General features: G+C 45.3%; 20 protein-coding genes. 14 read left to right on the top strand and 6 right to left on the bottom strand.

The window, feature by feature from the left end; translation table 11 throughout:
* The 3 genes from QUA27_RS27260 to QUA27_RS01665 form a co-directional block, all read right to left on the bottom strand.
* A partial coding sequence (locus QUA27_RS27260; RefSeq protein WP_445251460.1) for an ABC transporter ATP-binding protein occupies positions 1-1818 on the bottom strand: 1818 nt, incomplete at its 3' end.
* Between the two features lie 412 nt (positions 1819-2230).
* Positions 2231-3874 (bottom strand): WD40 domain-containing protein, encoded by a 1644-nt coding sequence (locus QUA27_RS01670; RefSeq protein ID WP_333065929.1) that lies wholly within the window; start codon positions 3872-3874, stop codon positions 2231-2233.
* A gap of 161 nt (positions 3875-4035) precedes the next feature.
* Positions 4036-4242 carry a hypothetical protein gene (locus tag QUA27_RS01665; RefSeq protein WP_333065928.1) on the bottom strand — a complete coding sequence of 69 codons (207 nt, stop codon included), beginning with the start codon at positions 4240-4242 and terminating at the stop codon, positions 4036-4038.
* A gap of 256 nt (positions 4243-4498) precedes the next feature.
* Between QUA27_RS01665 and QUA27_RS01660 the strand changes: the two genes are divergently transcribed.
* Positions 4499-4897 carry a DUF4160 domain-containing protein gene (locus tag QUA27_RS01660; RefSeq protein WP_333065927.1) on the top strand — a complete coding sequence of 133 codons (399 nt, stop codon included), beginning with the start codon at positions 4499-4501 and terminating at the stop codon, positions 4895-4897.
* 137 nt (positions 4898-5034) lie between these two features.
* A complete protein-coding gene (locus QUA27_RS01655) occupies positions 5035-5514 on the top strand; it encodes a DUF2442 domain-containing protein (protein ID WP_333065926.1) in 480 nt (159 codons plus the stop codon).
* Between the two features lie 76 nt (positions 5515-5590).
* On the opposite strand, the gene QUA27_RS01650 is transcribed toward QUA27_RS01655, so the two are convergent.
* Complete coding sequence (locus QUA27_RS01650; RefSeq protein ID WP_333065925.1) at positions 5591-6289, bottom strand: pirin family protein; 699 nt, start codon at positions 6287-6289, stop codon at positions 5591-5593.
* Between the two features lie 116 nt (positions 6290-6405).
* On the opposite strand from QUA27_RS01650, the gene QUA27_RS01645 reads away from it, so the two are divergent.
* Together QUA27_RS01645 and QUA27_RS01640 are read left to right on the top strand one after the other, a co-directional pair.
* Complete coding sequence (locus QUA27_RS01645; protein WP_333065923.1) at positions 6406-6744, top strand: winged helix-turn-helix transcriptional regulator; 339 nt, start codon at positions 6406-6408, stop codon at positions 6742-6744.
* A gap of 73 nt (positions 6745-6817) precedes the next feature.
* The gene (locus QUA27_RS01640) at positions 6818-7216 is read left to right on the top strand and encodes a DUF4112 domain-containing protein (protein ID WP_190737102.1); all 399 of its coding nucleotides are present in this window, start codon (positions 6818-6820) and stop codon (positions 7214-7216) included.
* Between the two features lie 199 nt (positions 7217-7415).
* Here QUA27_RS01640 and QUA27_RS01635 read toward each other — a convergent pair whose 3' ends face one another.
* Positions 7416-8438 carry a threonine aldolase family protein gene (locus QUA27_RS01635; protein WP_333065920.1) on the bottom strand — a complete coding sequence of 341 codons (1023 nt, stop codon included), beginning with the start codon at positions 8436-8438 and terminating at the stop codon, positions 7416-7418.
* Between the two features lie 82 nt (positions 8439-8520).
* On the opposite strand from QUA27_RS01635, the gene QUA27_RS01630 reads away from it, so the two are divergent.
* From QUA27_RS01630 to QUA27_RS01610, 5 genes are all read left to right on the top strand, one after another.
* Positions 8521-8733 carry a DUF2997 domain-containing protein gene (locus tag QUA27_RS01630; protein WP_333065919.1) on the top strand — a complete coding sequence of 71 codons (213 nt, stop codon included), beginning with the start codon at positions 8521-8523 and terminating at the stop codon, positions 8731-8733.
* Positions 8734-8744: 11 nt separating this feature from the next.
* On the top strand, positions 8745-9527 hold the full coding sequence (locus tag QUA27_RS01625; RefSeq protein WP_333065918.1) for a nucleotide exchange factor GrpE: 783 nt from the start codon (positions 8745-8747) through the stop codon (positions 9525-9527).
* A 96-nt stretch (positions 9528-9623) separates the two neighbouring features.
* A complete protein-coding gene (locus QUA27_RS01620; RefSeq protein WP_333065917.1) occupies positions 9624-11321 on the top strand; it encodes an Hsp70 family protein in 1698 nt (565 codons plus the stop codon).
* A 109-nt stretch (positions 11322-11430) separates the two neighbouring features.
* On the top strand, positions 11431-12288 hold the full coding sequence (locus tag QUA27_RS01615) for an HIT family protein (protein ID WP_333065916.1): 858 nt from the start codon (positions 11431-11433) through the stop codon (positions 12286-12288).
* 188 nt (positions 12289-12476) lie between these two features.
* Positions 12477-13046, top strand: coding sequence for an Alr1449 family protein (locus tag QUA27_RS01610; RefSeq protein ID WP_333065915.1), 570 nt, complete (start codon positions 12477-12479; stop codon positions 13044-13046).
* Between the two features lie 91 nt (positions 13047-13137).
* Here QUA27_RS01610 and QUA27_RS01605 read toward each other — a convergent pair whose 3' ends face one another.
* A complete protein-coding gene (locus QUA27_RS01605) occupies positions 13138-13692 on the bottom strand; it encodes a GNAT family N-acetyltransferase (protein WP_333065914.1) in 555 nt (184 codons plus the stop codon).
* Positions 13693-14026: 334 nt separating this feature from the next.
* Between QUA27_RS01605 and QUA27_RS01600 the strand changes: the two genes are divergently transcribed.
* The 5 genes from QUA27_RS01600 to QUA27_RS01580 all read left to right on the top strand — a co-directional run bounded on the left by QUA27_RS01600 (position 14027) and on the right by QUA27_RS01580 (position 19316).
* Positions 14027-15376 carry an ATP-binding protein gene (locus QUA27_RS01600; RefSeq protein WP_333065913.1) on the top strand — a complete coding sequence of 450 codons (1350 nt, stop codon included), beginning with the start codon at positions 14027-14029 and terminating at the stop codon, positions 15374-15376.
* Positions 15373-16278, top strand: coding sequence for a tetratricopeptide repeat protein (locus tag QUA27_RS01595; protein WP_333065911.1), 906 nt, complete (start codon positions 15373-15375; stop codon positions 16276-16278). The genes QUA27_RS01600 and QUA27_RS01595 overlap by 4 nt, the downstream gene beginning before the upstream one ends.
* Positions 16279-16365: 87 nt before the next feature.
* Complete coding sequence (gene ilvA, locus QUA27_RS01590) at positions 16366-17898, top strand: threonine ammonia-lyase, biosynthetic (protein WP_333065935.1); 1533 nt, start codon at positions 16366-16368, stop codon at positions 17896-17898.
* A gap of 33 nt (positions 17899-17931) precedes the next feature.
* Positions 17932-19140: a hypothetical protein gene (locus tag QUA27_RS01585; RefSeq protein ID WP_333065909.1), complete on the top strand. Its 1209-nt coding sequence runs from the start codon at positions 17932-17934 to the stop codon at positions 19138-19140.
* Positions 19137-19316 carry a hypothetical protein gene (locus QUA27_RS01580; protein WP_333065908.1) on the top strand — a complete coding sequence of 60 codons (180 nt, stop codon included), beginning with the start codon at positions 19137-19139 and terminating at the stop codon, positions 19314-19316. Before QUA27_RS01585 ends, QUA27_RS01580 begins: the two co-directional genes overlap by 4 nt.

The raw sequence follows: 19316 nt of genomic DNA, 5'->3' as shown, positions 1-19316 counted from the left end.
AATCGGTTCTGGTTGAGGATGTTCAATCGACTCTACCGTCTGTGAAACTTCTAGATTTTCAACAATCGGTTCTGGTTGAGGATGTTCAATCGACTCTACCGTCTGTGAAACTTCTAGATTTTCAACAATCGGTTCTGGTTGAGGATGTTCAATCGACTCTACCGTCTGTGAAACTTCTAGATTTTCAACAATCGGTTCTGGTTCCTGATGCTCTAACGACTCTTGCCTTTCGACAACTGGTTCGGATTCTGGTTCACGATGCTCTAGCGACTCTAAGGTTTGTGAAACTTGTAGATTTTCGACAACTGGTGCTGGTGGAGAAGGTTCTATCGGGAGTATCTCCCTTTTGGAAAAAACATTTTTTACAAAAGTGAGCATCCTGCTTGCTTGTTTAGATATCTGTAGCGAGTAAGATGATCGGGTTCCTGTGACACCCAAACTGAGATGCTTCCCTTTTATCGGCTGTACAGTTTCTGCAACTGGTTCTGATTCTGGTTGAGGATCTTCAATCAACTCTACGGTTTCTATAACTGGTTCTAATTCTGGTTGAGGATCTTCAATCAACTCTACGGTTTCTGCAACTGGTTCTAATTCTGGTGGAGAAAGTTCTATCGGCTGTACGGTTTCTGCAACTGGTTCCGATGCTGAATGAGAATGATAAAGCAACTCTTCAGTTTCTGCAACTGGTTCCGATGCTGAATGAGAATCATAGAGAGACTCTGGTTGATTTGAAACTGGCAGATTGTCCACAATTGGTTGTGATTCCGATTGATGAGAATCCGCGATCGAATTTTGAATTTCTGTAGCTTCTTGGAGATTGCGATCGACCTCCGGTTCGCTGTGAACCAGACTTTCTTCCGGTTTCTTTTCAGCCGCTGTCAGCCTTAAAAACACATCTTCGAGAGTAGCGCGAGAGCGGCGCATTTCGCAGAGTCCGAATCCAGAGGCGAGGATAGCTGTAGCAATTTCTCGTCCGGGTTCTCTTTCCGGTTCGCACAAAGCCCGCAGGCGGTAGCGATTCACTAAAAATTGCTGGCTGGGAATTAATTCGACCGATCGAACTCCCCGCAAGTTTTCCAAAGAAGGCAACAGCAGACTGTTTACCAAATCTGCCTCGCCTTCGACTTCGAGTTCGTAGCCCTCTCCCACCGCCAACTCTCCCATCAAATTTTCGGGACTACCCGCAGCGACGATTTTTCCGCGATTGATGATGGTGACGCGGTTACAAGTCATGCTGACTTCCGGCAGAATGTGCGTGGAAAGGATGATTGTGTGCTGGCCGCCAAGACTTTTGATTAAATTGCGGACTTCGATGATTTGTCGGGGGTCGAGGCCGACGGTTGGTTCGTCTAGGATAATCACTGGGGGGTCGTGGACGATCGCCTGGGCGATACCGACGCGCTGGCGAAATCCTTTAGAAAGCTTGCGGATTAAAACTTTGCGTTTATCAACCAGACCGCAGCGTTCGATCGCGGAGGTTACTCGTCGCGCGCGATCGCCTGCAGGTACTTGCTTGATCCGGGCGACAAAAAACAGAAACCCTTCCACAGTCATTTCTGGATACAGTGGCGGGTTTTCCGGCAGATAGCCGATGCGCTGTCTGACGGCCATCGAGTCTTCGTGAACATCCATGCCGGCGATGCGGGCCGTACCGCTGGATGCCGGCAAATATCCCGACAAAATCCGCATCGTTGTGGTTTTGCCCGCGCCGTTTGGCCCCAAAAAACCGAGAATTTCTCCTGATTCGACCGAAAAAGACACGTCCGCGATCGCTGCGGTCGAACCGTAAGTTTTGCTTAAGTGTTCTACTTCAATCATTTGTCAGAAGTCACGCGATTTTAGGTTTTAGATTTTAGATTTACTTTGCCAACCACAGGCGGGACGCCTGTTCCACGAATTTGAGAGTCCCGCCCGATCGGCGGGTCGATCGAATTTATGGCGAAATTTTTAATTTGATTTTGTCTTCCAGTGTAGTCTGGCAAGAACCAAATCTATCATAAGGGTCGAGCGTACTTTGAAGCAAAATGCTAGGGAGTACGGTGCGAAGCGCGGAAATGATTAGCCGATGTACATCGAATCGCTACCAAAGGACGCACCCTACCAGTAGAGTCCGTGCTTAACCGAACCCTCCACTAGCTGACTTCGCTACAGACGTGGGGCTGTTTCTAGGTTGAGTAGCGCTTGCGCGCCCCTCCGCCTAACGCGCCTTTGCGGTTCGTTCAAAAAAATCTCAACTCCTTTTCCAAATCTTAATTTCCCCCAACCAACCCGCACTAACAATAGTCTTACCGTCGCTGCTAATCGCCACAGCGCTAACGTAGCCAGCATGACCGCTCAAATTACCTCTCAATTCGCCCGATCGCACATCCCAAAGTCTCACACTCTTATCCCAACTCCCAGTAACCAGCGTAGTGCCATCGCGACTGAATGCCACCGACCAAACTCCGTCGGTATGCCCGCTTAAACGCCTGATTAGTTGCCCGTTTCCGGCATTCCACAACCCAACAGTGCCGTTGCTATTTCCCGCCGCTAAACTCTTGCCGTCGGGAGTAAAAGCTAGCGACAAAACAGACAAGTTTTTGCCACTAATCGTGCGAATTGCTTGACCAGTGGTGAGGTTCCAAAATCTAATTGAACCGTCTTTGCTGCCGCTAGCTAAAGTTTTGCTGTCGGGACTGATAGCAACAGCATTCACCAACCCAGAATGCCCGGTCAAAGTCCGCAGCAACTCCCCCGTTTTCGCATTCCAAATCTTCACAGTTTTGTCCCAACTGCCGCTGGCTACAAATTGACCGTCAGGACTGACGGCAACGCTCGAAACAGCATTGGAATGCCCGCTTAAAGTGCGTACAACCGCGCCAGTTTCTAAATTCCAAATTTTCACAGTTTTGTCGTCGCTACCGCTAGCTAACACCTTGCCATCCGCACTCGCTGCCAGTGCGTTTACTGCTTCCGTGTGTCCTTGGAGGGTAGTTTTTAATTGCCCGCTGGGGAAATTCCAAACTGAAATTGTGCCGTTGCTATTTCCTGTAGTAAAATAAGCGGAAGCTAGGGCAAGGGAACTGACAACTTCCGAAGGCCCTTTGAGGGTATTTGTAGCCGCAAAGGCGATCGCACTTGCGGGCGTGCGGGGCGCATTATTCGCCGGAGTTTTTGGGCTTCCGGCAGTAGGAGATTGGGGAACTACTGGCAGCGAAATAGTCGATCGCCATTTCATGAAAGTATTAATTTCTATCCCGGCCGCCACGATTTTATCCGAGTTATCCTCTAACCTGACAATACCGTTAATTGCGACAACTCGCCCTGCATCGTCGAGTACCGGCCCGCCGCTCATGCCGGCTCTCACTAAGTTGTTGTAGACCAAAGTATAGCCGTTCCAGGGAGTTTGGCGGCCGGTAAGCTGACCTTCCGTGGCGATGAAAATCGGCTGTCTCAGAGAACCGCCGGATATCGGCCAGCCGGCCACATAAGCCTTGTTTCCCTTAGTTGCTGCGGAATTGGCTAATTGAGCCAGGGGGTAGCTTTGAGTGCTGCTGAAAGGTACGACGGCCAAATCCGCACCGGGCATTCGCCGCACGAGGCTATAGTATACAGAGTGAGCTTTGCCGTCCGGAGTTACGACCTCGTAATCGCCAGCTTTATCGACAACGTGCCAGTTCGTGAGAATATAGTATGTGCTGCCTTGTTTCTCTAAAATTACTCCAGAACCGCCTTTTGGCCCCTGGATGCGAACAGTAATTTGTTGGGCAACGGTTTTAACTTTGTCGGCCGTTAATGCGAGGGCGATTTGAGGTGATGTCAGTGGGATGAGGGCGATCGAACTCAGAGCGATCGTAGCACTCAAAATAGCCGGAATTGTTCTGCTGTAATTCATTATTGTGTAAATTTAACATACCCACATATCAACTGACAGATAACTTTTCCGGTTTGTGGCATATTGACGGTTGAGAACGCCAAAACGCCTGCGCGATCGAACTTTCGACATTCGCACAAGCCTCACAATATTTGACACAGCCCTCTGCCTAGCAGAAAAATTTAGAATCGGGAACCGCACCTAGCCTCAACAATAGCAACTGGCTGATCTCTATTCTTTTCTCGGCAAATCAGAATTTGAGCCAAACGCTGCTCGGAATAATACCCATTAGCCATCCAGCCGAGGGGTGCGCCCGCGATCGCGCCGACAGCTAAACCAGTGATCAGGCTCCAAATAAGATGCTTTCTGGCGATCGGCTGTTGTTCCATAAAAATTTATCCTAAACATTTATCCTTAGAAAAAATACCACAAATAAAATTTACTTTCTTCCTCCTATTTACTTATTTCCTAAGTAGTAACCCATGAGTAAGTATCATGTTCTTCACAGTCCGCTTAAGACAATCCCAGGCAACAGCAAAAGGTGCGTCAGGATTGATGATTTTTTACCAGATTGTTATTAGCTTCGCGCTGACGCACCCTACGCACAAGTATTAGTAGAATGCGTCACTTGACAAAACCCAACGCTTGGGTTATTATTCAATTAGGGCTTATGCCACAATCCAAAAAATAGGGGCAACAACGGGGGCGATTGCCCCTACTACAGGCAGGCTGTGCATAAGTCCTGCAAACCCTAACGTTGGAGAACAGCGTCTGATGCCCAAAGTTCTTGAAGACCGCCAGAACAATCTATTTATATATATTTATACTAACGACCATATTCCAGCTCACGTGCACATCTTCAAAGGTAGAAAAAATGATAAGAACCAGATGGAAATCAAAATTAATATTGGCACTGAAAAACAAGCTCCTAGCTTAGTTTACGCACACGATCGAATAAAGGATAAAGATTTAGTGAGCGCTCTTAGATTAGTAGCCGATAATCAAGAAATGTTGTTAAGCAAATGGCAAGAAATACATCAATGAGTATGGAAAAAATAAAATTTGTTTACCAATCTGAAGCTACTGTAAAATCAGTAGTTCCGCCTTAAATTGATGAGAGATTCTGTCTTTCGTTACCGGAAAGACAGAATCCATACGGGACAAGAGTTTGAGAATATTTAATGTCGCAAGTCACAAAAGAGGAATACATGGCAGTTAAGAGCTGGGACAAAGAATTAACCGAGGAAAATCTCCGAGAGCAAATAGCCCAAGCTAAGCAAGCATGGAAAACCGCTGAGGCTACAGAACCGCGTGCCGAATCCGTGCAATATAATCAGTCTGAAGATTTAATAGTTATCCAACTGAAAAACGGCGCTATTTTTTGTTTTCCTCCAAAGCTGGCACAAGGCTTAGAAGGTGCTTCACCAGAACAGTTGGCTGATGTTTGGCTGCCTCCTTCTGGCAGCAGCGTACACTGGGAAAGCTTAGATGTTGATTTTGGCATTCCCGAACTTGTAGCAGGTATTTTTGGGACAAAATCTTGGATGGCTGAATTAGGTAGGAAGGGAGGACAGGCAATTTCAAGCTCTAAATCGGCAGCAGCACGAAAAAATGGTAAGAAAGGCGGACGACCTAAAAAGAATATTTCTGTTAATTCTTGAAATCCATTTGAGCTGTCAGATGCCAGCGGATTAAATCCCCGACTTCTGGGAGAAGCCGGGGATTTCGTATGCAATTCTATGCCAAATCAAACAGCAAAAATTCAGCATCTTCCGTAGCTTCAATCGCCAATTCAGACTCGCCGCTAACCGCCGCCGCGTCGCCATTTTTCAAAGGCAAACCGTTGAGCAAAACCGAGCCGCGAGCAACTTGCACCCAAGCGTGGCGATTCGGCTGCAAAGCATGAGAAACCCGCGAATCTTTATCCAAAACAGCGGCATACAAATCCACATCTTGATGCACTTTGACAGCACCATCTCTCGCATCTCGTGCCGCCACTAAACGCAGTTTTCCGTGCCTTTCTGCTACGGGAAACTCCCGCTGTTCGTAACTCGGAGGCAAACCCTGTGTATCGGGTAACAGCCAGATTTGCAGCAAATGAACCGGGTCTGTTTGCGAGTTATTGAACTCGCTGTGCTGGATACCCGTACCTGCACTCATCCGCTGCACTTCACCGGGTTTAATCACTGCACCAGTACCCAAACTGTCCTTGTGCTCTAATGCTCCTTCTAATACATAAGTAATGATTTCCATGTCACTGTGCCCGTGAGTGCCGAAACCTCTGCCGGGGCTAACTACATCCTCATTAATTACCCGCAAAGATCGAAAATTCATATAATTTGGATCGTAATAGCCGGCAAAAGAAAATGTGTGGTAACTGTCCAGCCAACCATGATTAGCGTGTCCTCTTGCTTCACTTTTTCTAACGGTAATCATCTTGTGAATCCTCAGTGAAATTTATCGGGTATTTCTTTGATGTTTTTATTTTAAACCTAGTCAAGCTATTATGGATAGTACGCACTTAAAAGTGCGGTACTTACCAAAAAGATACTATGCAAGTTCAAGAAGCAAAGGTCGATCGAGCAAATTGCCCTGTAGAACGCACTCTAGAGGTGATTGGCGGGCGCTGGAAAGTCTTGATTCTGCGGGAGTTGTTTCAAGGAGTGAAGCGCTTTAACGAGCTGCAACGAGCTGTCAACGGAATTACTCAGAAGATGCTGACGCAGCAACTGCGGGAAATGGAATCAGACGGGATTGTACACCGGGAAATTTACCTGCAAGTGCCGCCAAAAGTTGAATATTCGCTAACGCCTTTGGGCGAAAGTCTCAAACCGATTATTAATGCCATGCACGAATGGGGAATTCAGCATATTAGCGAAGATGGAAAATGAGCGGTTTCTAGAGGTTTTTTTTTTCCGTCTTCCGACAGATTTCAAATTTTCAACCTAGTTCAACAATAATAATATGAACAACATAGAGCGTCTCGCCACCCTCAACCGCATCCGCAAACTCAGCCGCCTGATGGATACCGCCATTGGCATCCCCGGCACTAAATTTCGCATTGGTTTAGACCCCATTATCGGTTTAGTTCCGGGTGCTGGGGATATCGTAGATACCGCGTTTTCCGCTTACCTAATTTATTTGGCAACTCGATTCAACATTCCCCAAAAGACTCTAGGGAAAATGATTTACAATATCGGTCTAGAAGCCGTCGTTGGTTCAGTACCTTTAGTCGGAGATATCTTCGATGCTTTTTATAAATCAAACATGAGAAATCTGGCGCTTTTAGAAGCACACCTCGAAGAAGCTGAACCAGAACTAGCCGCAGTTGCCGAACCTGTTCCTCAATCTATTAAATTGTAGGTACGAATTTCACAAACAATAATTTTAAATAACCAACAATCTCTCAAGCTCGCCCCCATTAAACGAAAAATCAGAATGTAGATTTTCCGCATTCGATTCAAATTTAATATTGATGTGGGTTATCTGTTGTGGGGGGGGGTTTATCTAGATTGTTGGTACTCGTCACATATTATTCGTAAAACTCGCCCTTACGAAATAATCACTGATGTCGTTTAGCCACTTCCACCAAAGCAATAACATCTGCTTCCAGAGTATTAAAAGCCGTTACCAGTCTAACAGTACATTCATCCCACCTATAAAACAGAAAACCCTCAGCTAAAACCGATGTAATTACAGATTCGGGAAGTTGAATAAAAATCTCGTTTGCTTCAACCCGATGGCAAAACTTCGCTCCCTTAACTTCCGCCAAACCTTGGGCTAATTTAGCTGCCATATTATTTGCATGAGCCGCATTCTTCAGCCACAAATCATCCGTTATATACGCTTCCAACTGCGCCGACAAAAACCGCATTTTCGAGAAAAGATGCCCGCTGCGCTTGCGGTAAAAAGGGAAAGTCTTTGCTAATTCTCGATTAAAAAAAACCACAGCTTCCGCACCCATCGCCCCGTTTTTTGTCGCTCCAAACGAGAGAATATCCACACCAGCCCGCCAAGTGACATCCGCCGGAGAACAGCCAAGACTGGCGACAGCATTGGCAAAGCGAGCTCCATCCATGTGCAGGTGCAAATTGTGAGCGCGAACCACTTCCGAAATGTGGGAAATTTCTGCTGGATTGTAGACTGTGCCAGCTTCCGTTGCTTGAGTGATGCTGACGGCTGCAGGCTGTACGTGATGGACGACACCTGCACCAGCGCGATCGAGCATTTTTCCTAAAGTCTCGGCCTCTATTTTACCATGATTTCCTGTTACTGTCACTAACTTTGCACCGCCTGTAAAAAACTCCGGCGCACCGCATTCATCCCGATTAATATGAGAGTCCGCGTGACAGTAAACAGCCCCGTAAGGAGGAGTAACAACCGCAAGGGCTAGAGAATTAGCAGCAGAACCAGTTGCTACCGGAAAAACAGTCACCGATGTCTCGAACAAATCAGAAAATTTAACTTGCAAACGCTGCGTATATTCATCATCTCCGTAAGACATCACAGCACCGGAATTAGCCGCTGCAATGGCCGCCATAATCTCCGGCGAAACCCCGGTTGCATTGTCGCTACAAAAATTCATTAGAATAATTGGTAAATAGAATCTATAATATAGCTCAATCCTCAGCAGTCAACACTCAAGCATTAAACCAAGAGGCAGAATTATGGCAGAATACCGCCAAATAGAATACCGCATCGGCAAAGACGGCAAAATTACCGAAACCGTCCTCAACGCCACTGGTTCGAGTTGCACTGAAACCACCGCCGAAATTGAAAAAGCCCTCGGAAAAATAGAATCTCAAGACTTGCTGCCAGAATACTACGAAGGCGAAGAAAATTTGATCGTTGAACAAACGCAGACTTTAAAACAAGTTTAGAAGAGTTAAAGATGTTTGAGATCCTCGGTGCAACAGTTGATGTAACAACAGTGCCTGCCTTCAGCTTCGCGCTGGCTGTCGGGGGCATTTTTCTCATTTTAGTCTACCTTTATGCTGCATCTGAGGCGGGAGACGCGATCGAGTTTAAGTACGATAAAATTCTGCGGGAACGCATGAATCAGCTAGACATTCTCGATTGGCAAGACTTAGGCGAAAAAGCAGGCTTAAGTCGCTTTGGGGTACGCCTAGTGCGGCAGGGAGACGTGGGAAAACTCACGCTAGACCAACTGAGACGGCTGGCAACAGTGCTGAATTTGAATTTTCAAGAGTTCGATCGCACTTTGCTCGCACTGCCAATATCCGCTACAATCACAACTGATCCCAGCGAAATAGAAGAATTGAGGCAGCAGTGTTTCCGGCTGCGATCGGAATTGCAGCAGCAAAAAGCTCAACTAACTGCCGATTTTCGCCGCGCTACTTTTGAACAGTTGCAAACTTTGTTAACCAACTATCCCGCCGCCCGCAAAATGGCAGAAGCCAAGCCGGATATGCCCGCCAAAAATCTCTCAGCTTTGTTTACTCCCTTAGAAAATCTCTTGTCAAGTTGGGATTTTGAAATGATTGGTTCTGCGTGGGAACAGACTGCTTACAATCCGCAGTTGCACCAGCCGGATGTTGAGGATATAACCGAAGGAGAATTAGTTTATATTCGGTTTGTCGGCTATCGAGAGGGAGAGCGAATTCTTACTCCTGCTAAAGTTAGTCGTACCCTTCCAGCGGGAATGAAAAATTAAATCTACCATCTAAAATCTAAAATCTAAAATTACCATGACTACACTTGCCAATGAAAAATTAAATCTAAAATCTAAAATCTAAAATCTAAAATCACCATGACTACAGTTGCCATTGACTTCGGTACCAGCAATACGGTTGTCTGCATTCTTAACCCGGATACGCAAACACCAGAAACTTTGCGACTGGGCGAGATGTCCCGCATTTTTAAAACGAAGAATTTGAGCGGAGATATTCGCGAAATATCTGTAGTTCCGACTTTAGTCTTTGTGAAAAATGCCGGAGAGTTGGTGCTGGGAGAAAAAGTGCGATCGCAGCGTTTGGGGCAATCCCAGCCCGACCGTTTTTTCAAAGCTTTTAAACGCAATTTAGCTGCCGACTTTCAGCCGCCGCCCCGCAATATCGACGGCGACACCTACACAGCAGAATCAGTAGCAGAACAGTTTATCAAAACTATTTGGAAACAATTATATTTACAAAATATACAGCCAGAAAAAGTAATTTTTACAGTACCCGTCGGAGCATTTGAGCGATATCTAGATTGGTTTCGCGACTTAGGAGAAAATTTGGGAGGTTCTGAAGTTCAGGTAATAGATGAATCCACAGCCGCCGCCCTGGGATATGCAGTAAAACGCCCCGGATCTCTAGTTTTAGTAGTTGATTTTGGCGGCGGAACTTTAGATTTAAGTTTAGTCCGTACTGCTCTAACCCCCCCCTTACCCCCCCTTACCAAGGGGGGGAGAAATCTCGCTCCCCCCCAAAGCCAGGGGGAGAGAAATCTCGCTTCCCCCCAAAGCCAGGGGGAGAGAAATCTCGCTCCCCCCCTTACCAAGGGGGGGCTGGGGGGGGTGCGTGCCGAAGTGTTGGCAAAATCCGATGCTTATGTAGGCGGCGAAGATATTGACATCTGGATTGTCGAAGATTATTTGCGACAAATTGGTTCGTCGCGGGCAGAAGTCGGCCCAGTTGGCTGGCAAAATTTATTAGAAATAGCGGAAAAATTAAAAATTCAACTTTCTCAAGTTAATGAGGCTAAGGAAAGTTGGTTGGACGATGAAAATTTTATGTCTTACGACTTGCAGCTAAACCGAGACAAGCTTGAGGAAATTCTGGAATCTAGGCAGTTGTTAGAACAGTTGCGGGAAAGTTTAGATGAAGTGCTGAGCATTGCCAGGGGAAAAGGTATCGCAAAAGCAGATATCGAACAGGTTTTGCTGGTAGGAGGAACTTCTCTAATTCCCGCTGTATCTAATTTAGTGGTTTCGTATTTTGGGCGGCAAAAAGTCCAAAGAGACAAGCCTTTTGAAGCAGTGGCACACGGTGCTTTAGCGTTCACACAATTGGTAAGTGTTGACGATTATTTGCGCCACAGCTATGCAATTCGCCTCTGGGAACCTTATGCTAAAGCTTATACTTATTCGCCGATATTTAGCAAGGAAATGAAGTATCCCTGTCAAAGTTCCGAAGAGTTGACGCTGCAAGTGGCAATAGAAGGGCAAAGGGAAATTCGGTTAGATATTGGGGAAGTTGCGGAGGTATCGCAAGCGGAGGTTATTTTTAACGAAAAAGGGCAAATGACGAGCAGTTGGCTCAACAAAAAAACGGATTTTCGGTCTCTGGAAAGCCACCACCAGCAGGTTTGCGTAGCGCATTTGAATCCGCCCGGGGTATTGGGAATTGACAGGGTTTCGGTGAGTTTTGAGGTGGATGAGAGGCGGGTTTTGTTGGCGACGGTGCGGGATTTGGTGACTGGTAAGGTGTTGGTGGAAAAAGGGGCGATCGCCAAACTGCAATAATGGTAAAATTTTTAGATAACATTCGTATCTGGAAATTGCTACTCCACAAACTCTCGTCTGGATGGTGCGCTGACTGAAGAATATCGCTTTAAATCAAATTTATGCCGCCATGAAAAAGCAACAAAATAAATTCAGCCACCTGACGGCCATCGAAAGAGTTTACCTGTCATTTCCAGCCAGATTTTTATTGGATAAAAACTTGCTGCAAGGGAAAATCTTAGATTTTGGGTGTGGCTTGGGCAGCGATGTGAGATTGTTGCAGCAAAAAGGCTTCGATATTACGGGTTATGACCCTTATTATTTCCCGGAATTCCCCGAAGATAAATTCGATACAATCATTTGCTTTTATGTTTTGAATGTTTTGTTTCCCGAAGAACAAGCTAATGTCCTGATGGAAGTGTCGCACCTGTTGAAACCGGGAGGGAATGCGTATTTTGCGGTGAGAAGGGATATTAAAAAAGAAGGCTTTCGAGAACATTATGTCCACAAAAAACCTACATATCAGTGTATTGTCAAACTTCCATTTCAGCCAGTTCACCTAGATGAGTCTTGCGAAATTTACAAATACGTGCATTACAACCATCAAAGGAATTCTACTAATAACTGCATCTTCTGCAATCCGTATAAAAACCTAATTTTGCTAACAGAATCAGCAACAGCTTATGCGATGTTTGACGGTTATCCCGCCAGCAAAGGTCATGTTTTAATCATTCCCAAGCGTCACGTTGCTAATTATTTTGAACTGCCTTTTCGAGAGCAATCGGCTTGCTGGTTTATGGCTAATAAGGTGCAAGAAATGTTAAGTAAAGAGTTTCAGCCTGACGGGTTTAATGTGGGAATAAATATTAATAAACAGGCTGGTCAAAGTCGCAGTCACGCGGCTATTCATGTTATCCCCCGTTACCAGGGCGATGCGGCTGGGAATAAAGGCGGAATTAGGTATGTGATTCCCAAGAGTGAAAAATAAAAGTTAGCCAATTGTGAAAGGAATTATTTTTTACCGCAGAGGCGCAGAGAACACAGAGGTATAGAGAAGAGAGGAATTCATAATTTTTGTAAGGATTGTTATATTTGAGCAAACGGCGATCAAAAGAGAGTTAAAATGTGTTTGCAAGGTCTAAAACTACACATTAGCAGCAATTTGGTGTTCTGTTTATGTCTAAGCGCAAAAAGCAAGAATGGCTCAAGGAAACTCTAGAACTCAAAGAAGACCACAATTGGAAGTCAAAGCCTGGAACTCGAATTTTTGTAGCAGGAAGAGGTGCAGTCCGCTTTGATGTCCCGGAAGATTGGCATTTTGAACCGGATACTAATTCGTTCCGATTTACGGATAAAAAGCCGCCGGATGATGATTGTCGTTTGGAGGTTTCGTTTAATTTGCTACCACCTGGTAACTGGGCAGATTTTCCGCTGGTGCCGCTATTACAGAAGGTGGTTGAAGATGATACCAGAAATCCGATCGCTCCTGGGGACATTATCCAATTGAAGCGGCAAACAGCCCGCATTGTTTGGACTGAATTTAAGTTTATCGACCCTCCAGAGCAGCGGGAAGCTTATTCGCGAATCTGTATTGGGTTGGGTTCTAATGTTCAGTGTTTGATTACTTTTGATTACTGGGTTGACGATGCAGAGCGTTTGACTCCTGTCTGGGATACGGTGATGGATTCGTTAGTTCTGGGTTTGTTTATTAGCGACCCTCGAACGGGGTTCGCACGTCCAGACTAGACCGATTTTCTGGGAAACTTTCAACAACTAATTTTGCTAAGTGTTGAATAGACAAGCGACCGGCCAGTAAATTTAGAACCTACATTAAACTTTACAACCGCTTTGCCATGAAAATATCTGGCTTGCCAATTCCGTTGGCGTCGGGCATCACTCCGACGATCGCAAAACCCATTTTTTGATAAAATTCGTAGGGATGACCGCGCAAATTTCTAATTTTGGCGACGTGTTCCCAAACGTTAGGATAAAGATTGATGCCGGAAAGAGTGGTTTGATTGTCTTGGTCGTCGGTACCCACCCAAAGCACGAGCCCTCCCCGGTTTTTAGCTTCTGCTGCTAAATCAGCTACGAGCGATCGACCAATTCCTTGTCCGCGAAATTCTGTTCTCACTACCAGCGGGTGCAGTTCCCAAACATTACCGTCATACTGTTTAATCCCGCCAATCCATCCCAAAACAAGATTGCTGTCGCCGACAGCAATTCGACTGATGCGATCGGCTCCTAAAGATTCTTGGACTTCTTGCAAAGCAGAATTTAGATCGGGCCAAGCATCGGGCCAATGCTCTTTAAAACCTTCAACTATTAATCTAGCTACCTGTTGAATTTTTTGCTCGTCAACCGCACGCAAATCTGTAATTTGTACGTTCATGAGTTTACATACTAAATTAAGGATTACGGACTAATACGCTCACAAACTCGATTTTATAACGGGGGAAACGGCAAAAACGAAGTCAGGACTCACGAGGGCAATATTCGCTACAGCTTGCCCGATCGCTAGCTTTCATATTTCAGTCTAGGCTAATTTTGCCATAAAATCGGATTTTGCGATCGGGTAAGGGCGATCGATATTCTGTGGAGATAGTTGGCGATCGCTAGTTTGCTAGATTTGAGGCGATCGGCTAATCCCGAAAATTCTATCCTCCTTCAATACCTTGTAGATTATACTGGTGCTTGTGAAACAATTTTACTTAAGGTAGCTGGTGATGCTAGATTTGCTAACTGAAATCTACAGTTCCTTTGAACCATTTCAGCCTCCGTCGAAAGAGGCTTATGTCGATTGTCAGGAAGTCCGTGGTGGTTGGGAAGTAGTACGGGAGTTAGGGCGAAAGATTACGCGATCGAAGAAACCGACTTGCCAGCTTTACTCCGGCCACCGAGGAGTAGGAAAATCCACAGAACTTCTGCGCTTGAAGGAATACCTAGAACAACAGAAGTATTTTGTGGTTTACTTTGCAGCAGATGATGAGGACATTGAACCCCAGGATGCGGAGTATGCCGACATATTGTTTGCTTGCACTCGGCATTTAGTAGAAGCGATCAAGCTACAAAACCATAACCCTTTACTAGATTGGCTGAAAAATCGAGGCGAATCTCTCAGAGATTTGGCACTGACAGAACTATCATTTGAAGGTTTAAATTTAGAGGGACAAGTTGCCCAGTTTGGCAAAATTACGGCAAATTTACGAGCAAATCCAGATAAGCGACGCGAACTGCGACAGAAAATTAATGCTAATACTCCGTCTTTGGTAGAGGCCCTGAATGATTTCATCAAAGAAGCTGAGAAATCCCTATCTACTGACTGTCGTGGCATTGTGATGATTGCCGATAATTTGGATAGAATCACAGAAACTAAAGAGGAAGGAACTCCCAGCAATTATGACGAAATTTACTTAAATCGGAGTGAAATTCTGCGGGGCTTGGTCTGTCATGTAATCTATACGGTTCCGATCGCAATGGTATATTCGGGACGAGCGACACAGCTTGAAGATAACTACGAAAAGACTAATATTTTACCGATGGTGATGGTGAAAAATCCCGATGGTACAGTCAACTCAAATGGACTAGGCAAATTGCGGGAAATTATCTCTCGGCGGCTTGAGGCGATCGACTCCAGACTGACTCAAACTATGGATGGTAGTGTGAGCGGTTTAGATCTTCCCGCTGTGTTCGATAGTTCAGATACATTAAACCAGCTTTGCATCATGAGTGGTGGTCACGCGAGGAATTTGATGCAGATGATCCGAATCGCTGTCAACTGGACGGACGAGTTACCAATTAGCGCTGAAGCAGTGCAAAGGGCAATTGCAGAAACACGAGAAACCTATCTCAATGCAATTCTAGAACATCAGTGGGGAATTTTGGCTGATGTTTATTGCACAAAGCAGGCAAACAATAACGAACAGTTTCTGCGCCTGTTGCTCACCCGCTGTTTGTTGGAATATCGCTATTATGATAAGGGTAAGCTAAAACGCTGGTACAACGTTCATCCTTTGATTGAAGAAATCGAGCAGTTTCAAGCTGCAGTTGCCAAAATTCGGCAATTACCATCATGAGTCAATCTTCTTCTACTCAAGCACTTGACACTAGCCCAGAGGGAGTCTATCGGGCTTTATTGCGATGTCTCAAACGAACTAAAGGGTTCGGTATTGTGTTTGTGCAATGCTCTCCGGCAGAAGGTACTGAGTTAATTTATAGGGTGCAAGAAGATTTATCTGATAAAAAAATAGCAGTTTTAAAATTGACAGAACCAATTGATAATCTGTATGACCTTGTTGCAAATCGGGGCGATCGCAACGATCTAAACATTCTCTTCATTCAAGGACTAGAAAAGTCACTGGAACCTTATATCAAACCAGGATATGGTGGTGATGGTGATTATTATAATTTAGATACAGTACCTGCTATTCTCAGTCACCTCAATCAACGACGGGAAATTTTTCGCGATCGTTTGGGTAACATTTGCTTTGTTTTTATACTGCCACTTTTTGCTATTAAATATATTATACGTCGTGCTCCCGATTTTTTTGATTGGGGTTCTGGCGTGTTTGAGCTATCTACTACTATTATCTCCAAATTTATTAGCAGCTCTCTAGAGCTAAATAGGGCTCAGCCGGGGTCACTACTTTGGATAGTAAAAAATATATTAGTTAAAATATCTGAAGAACCGCCACAAGAAATCGATCTTAAGCTTCAAGCATTGCTATATGTACTATACATGAAAGCAGGGAATTCATTTATTGAATCCCGTCATTATGAACAAGCGATACAACAATATGAAGGAGCTATTGAATGCAAGCCTGATTCATGCGAAGCGTGGAATTTACGCGGTATTGCTCTACTTGAACTAGGGCGCTATCAAGAGTCAATTGCCAGTTTTGATAAGGCATTAGAAATTAACCCAGATTATCAAGAGGCTAAAACTAACCGAGATATTGCATTAAAGGAATTGAATTAGGGTAACTTTGGCGATCGAACTATCCTTCTCCCTAAAATTTCAACCTAAATATCGCACAAGTGCCGTACAATTATCCCACCATCCGGCATCAACCAACCTGCTAACCCCATGCTTTGCGATTACCTGGTACAAATCCTCACCGCCCGCGTCTACGATGTTGCTCAAGAAACAGCCCTAGAATGCGCCCCGAATCTATCAGCACGGCTCAACAATAAACTTTTGCTGAAGCGAGAGGATATGCAGTCGGTGTTTTCCTTCAAACTGCGGGGCGCGTACAACAAAATGGCGCAACTGTCGCCGGATTTGCTAGCACAAGGTGTGATTGCAGCTTCCGCCGGCAACCACGCCCAAGGAGTCGCCCTCGCCGCCCGCCACCTGGGAACTCGCGCGATCATAGTCATGCCCGTAACGACGCCGCAGGTGAAGGTAAATGCGGTGATAGCCCGTGGTGGAGAGGTAGTCTTGCATGGGGATGCTTACGATGATGCTTACGCTTTTGCGCGTCAATTAGAGGCGGAAAAAGGTATGACTTTTATTCACCCTTTTGATGACCCCTACGTGATTGCTGGACAGGGTACGATCGGCATGGAAATTCTGCGGCAACATCAAAAACCAATTCACGCGATTTTTGTGGCAATTGGCGGCGGCGGATTGATTTCGGGAATTGCGGCCTATGTCAAGCGGTTGCGGCCGGAAATTAAAATTATTGGCGTCGAACCGGTGGATTCCGATGCCATGAATCAATCGCTGAAAGCCGGTAAACGGGTGCGTTTGTCGCAGGTGGGTTTATTTGCAGACGGCGTTGCTGTGCGGGAAGTGGGGGAGGAAACTTTTCGCTTGTGTCAGGAGTATGTGGATGAGATTATTTTGGTGGATACGGATGATGTTTGCGCGGCGATTAAGGATGTTTTTGAAGATACGCGATCGATCTTAGAACCTGCTGGCGCTTTGGCGATCGCAGGTGCGAAAGCTTACGTCGAACGGGAACAAATCGCAGGACAAACATTAATTGCTGTTGCTTGCGGCGCGAACATGAATTTCGATCGGCTGCGTTTTGTAGCAGAAAGAGCCGAGTTTGGCGAACGCCGCGAAGCCATTTTTGCAGTCACAATTCCCGAACAACCGGGAAGTCTCCGCAGGTTTTGCGAATGTCTGGGCAAACGCAATTTAACGGAATTTAGCTATCGAATTGCGGATGAGAAAGAGGCACATATTTTTATCGGCGTACAAATTCAAAACCGTGCCGATGCGGTGAAGATAGCCGCAAGTTTTGAAGATTGTGGCTTCAAGACTTTGGATTTAACTGATGATGAATTAACGAAATTGCACGTGCGGCATATGGTGGGCGGGCGTTCGATGCTGGCGAATCATGAATTGTTTTATCGCTTTGAATTTCCCGAACGTCCGGGTGCGTTGATGAAGTTTGTGGGTTCGATGAGCCCTAACTGGAATATCAGCGTTTTTCACTATCGGAATAACGGCGCAGATTACGGGCGAATTGTGGTGGGAATTCAAGTACCGCCCGATGAGATGCAAGAATGGCAGGCTTTTTTGGATACGCTTGGCTATCAGTATGGAGATGAGAGTCAGAATCCGGCTTATAAGCTATTTTTAAGATAGTTTGGTTTGTGGTTTAGAAACAAATTAATATTTATGAATGCGATCAAAAAAATATTGCCGTTTTTTTTGATGATTTTTGCTGTTGCTGTTGTGGCAGCAGTTGCACATTTTGCGATCGAACAACTTTCCAGCCCAGTCAGTTATTTTCAACCTGTGGATACCAGAGATGGTGCAGAGTTGTACAAAAAAGAACTACCCAACGGAAATGTGGCTTATTTGCAAGTTATTAACGTCCAAAAAATGCAAATAGACCAGCTAATTGGAGAGGTAGATCGGATGGCTTTCAATAAAGGATTGTATTATCAGGGAGAAAACAAATATTACAGTCCTTTCTTTAAGAGCAAGTTATTCTCTGAAGTTACAGGAGGATACAAAAAGCTTTACGCTAACGGTGTTTTTTCCGTCATTAACTGTTCTTTTTTTGAACAATACGAACGCAGCACGCAGCTATCTTTTCCTATCAAATTCAACGGTCAAGTTATTACGGGCGGTAACGGCCTCTACGGCCCGGTCAAGAAGCCCAAAGATGGGCAGTATAAAAATGTTCGATTGAAAGCTTTGGTGTGGAACGATGGAGAAGCATATATCACCAATTACGAACCGCAAACGGGAAAGCCCTTGAATCAAAAAGAAGTACAAAATGCAGTTGTGACTTACGAATACAAGCACCATCCAGCTAAACTCATATCTAAAAATCCAGCAAATAGGTATCACGTCATCGGTACGCTGGACAAAGATGGTCGCAAGGGTAATGAATTGCTGGCAATTATCACGGTTAATGAAGCGACATTAGATGCAGCAGCTAAGTTAATGCGAGAATTCGGAGTCAAAGGAGATATCGTGACGATCGACGGCGGACTCTCAACTTATCTATTCAATCCTAAAATCGGGGAGATTATGTTGCCTCAATCAAATAATATTGCCACTCGCGAACTGCCGCACTATTTAGGATTTAGGAATAGAAAATCTCAGACAGCTTCACCAAAAATATTGGTGGATAAACCAGCAGTCCAAGTGCAGGTGGAAGCAAATAAACCTTATTTGATTTTGTGGAGAGACAATATTCAGGATGAGGTGAAGATTGAGCTGTATCGAGAGAATAAGTTGGTTGAAAGCATAGCCAACCGCGCGACTAGCGATGGGGTTTATGAATGGAAGCCTAAGATTGCTGTAAAATCAGGCTCTTTGATTCGGATTTCAAGTGTTAAAAATGCCAAGGTGTCTGGGACTTTGCAGTTGTGATGATTGTTGGTCAAGAAATCTCATGGCGATCGCAAATTCCGCACATCCTCAATACTGAGTCCCGTTGTTTGACCGATCGTTGCATCATCCAGGCGATCGACCAATTGCCGCGCGATCGCCTGGATGATGCGATCGCCCGGCTGTATGATATTCCTTACGTTGAAACGATTTGGTAG

The sequence above is a fragment of the Microcoleus harperi Pol14_C6 genome (assembly GCF_036701295.1).
Taxonomy (GTDB): domain Bacteria; phylum Cyanobacteriota; class Cyanobacteriia; order Cyanobacteriales; family Microcoleaceae; genus Microcoleus.
The sequence above is the reverse complement of the archived record's forward strand: the minus strand, read 5'-3'. Positions and strand labels throughout refer to the sequence as shown.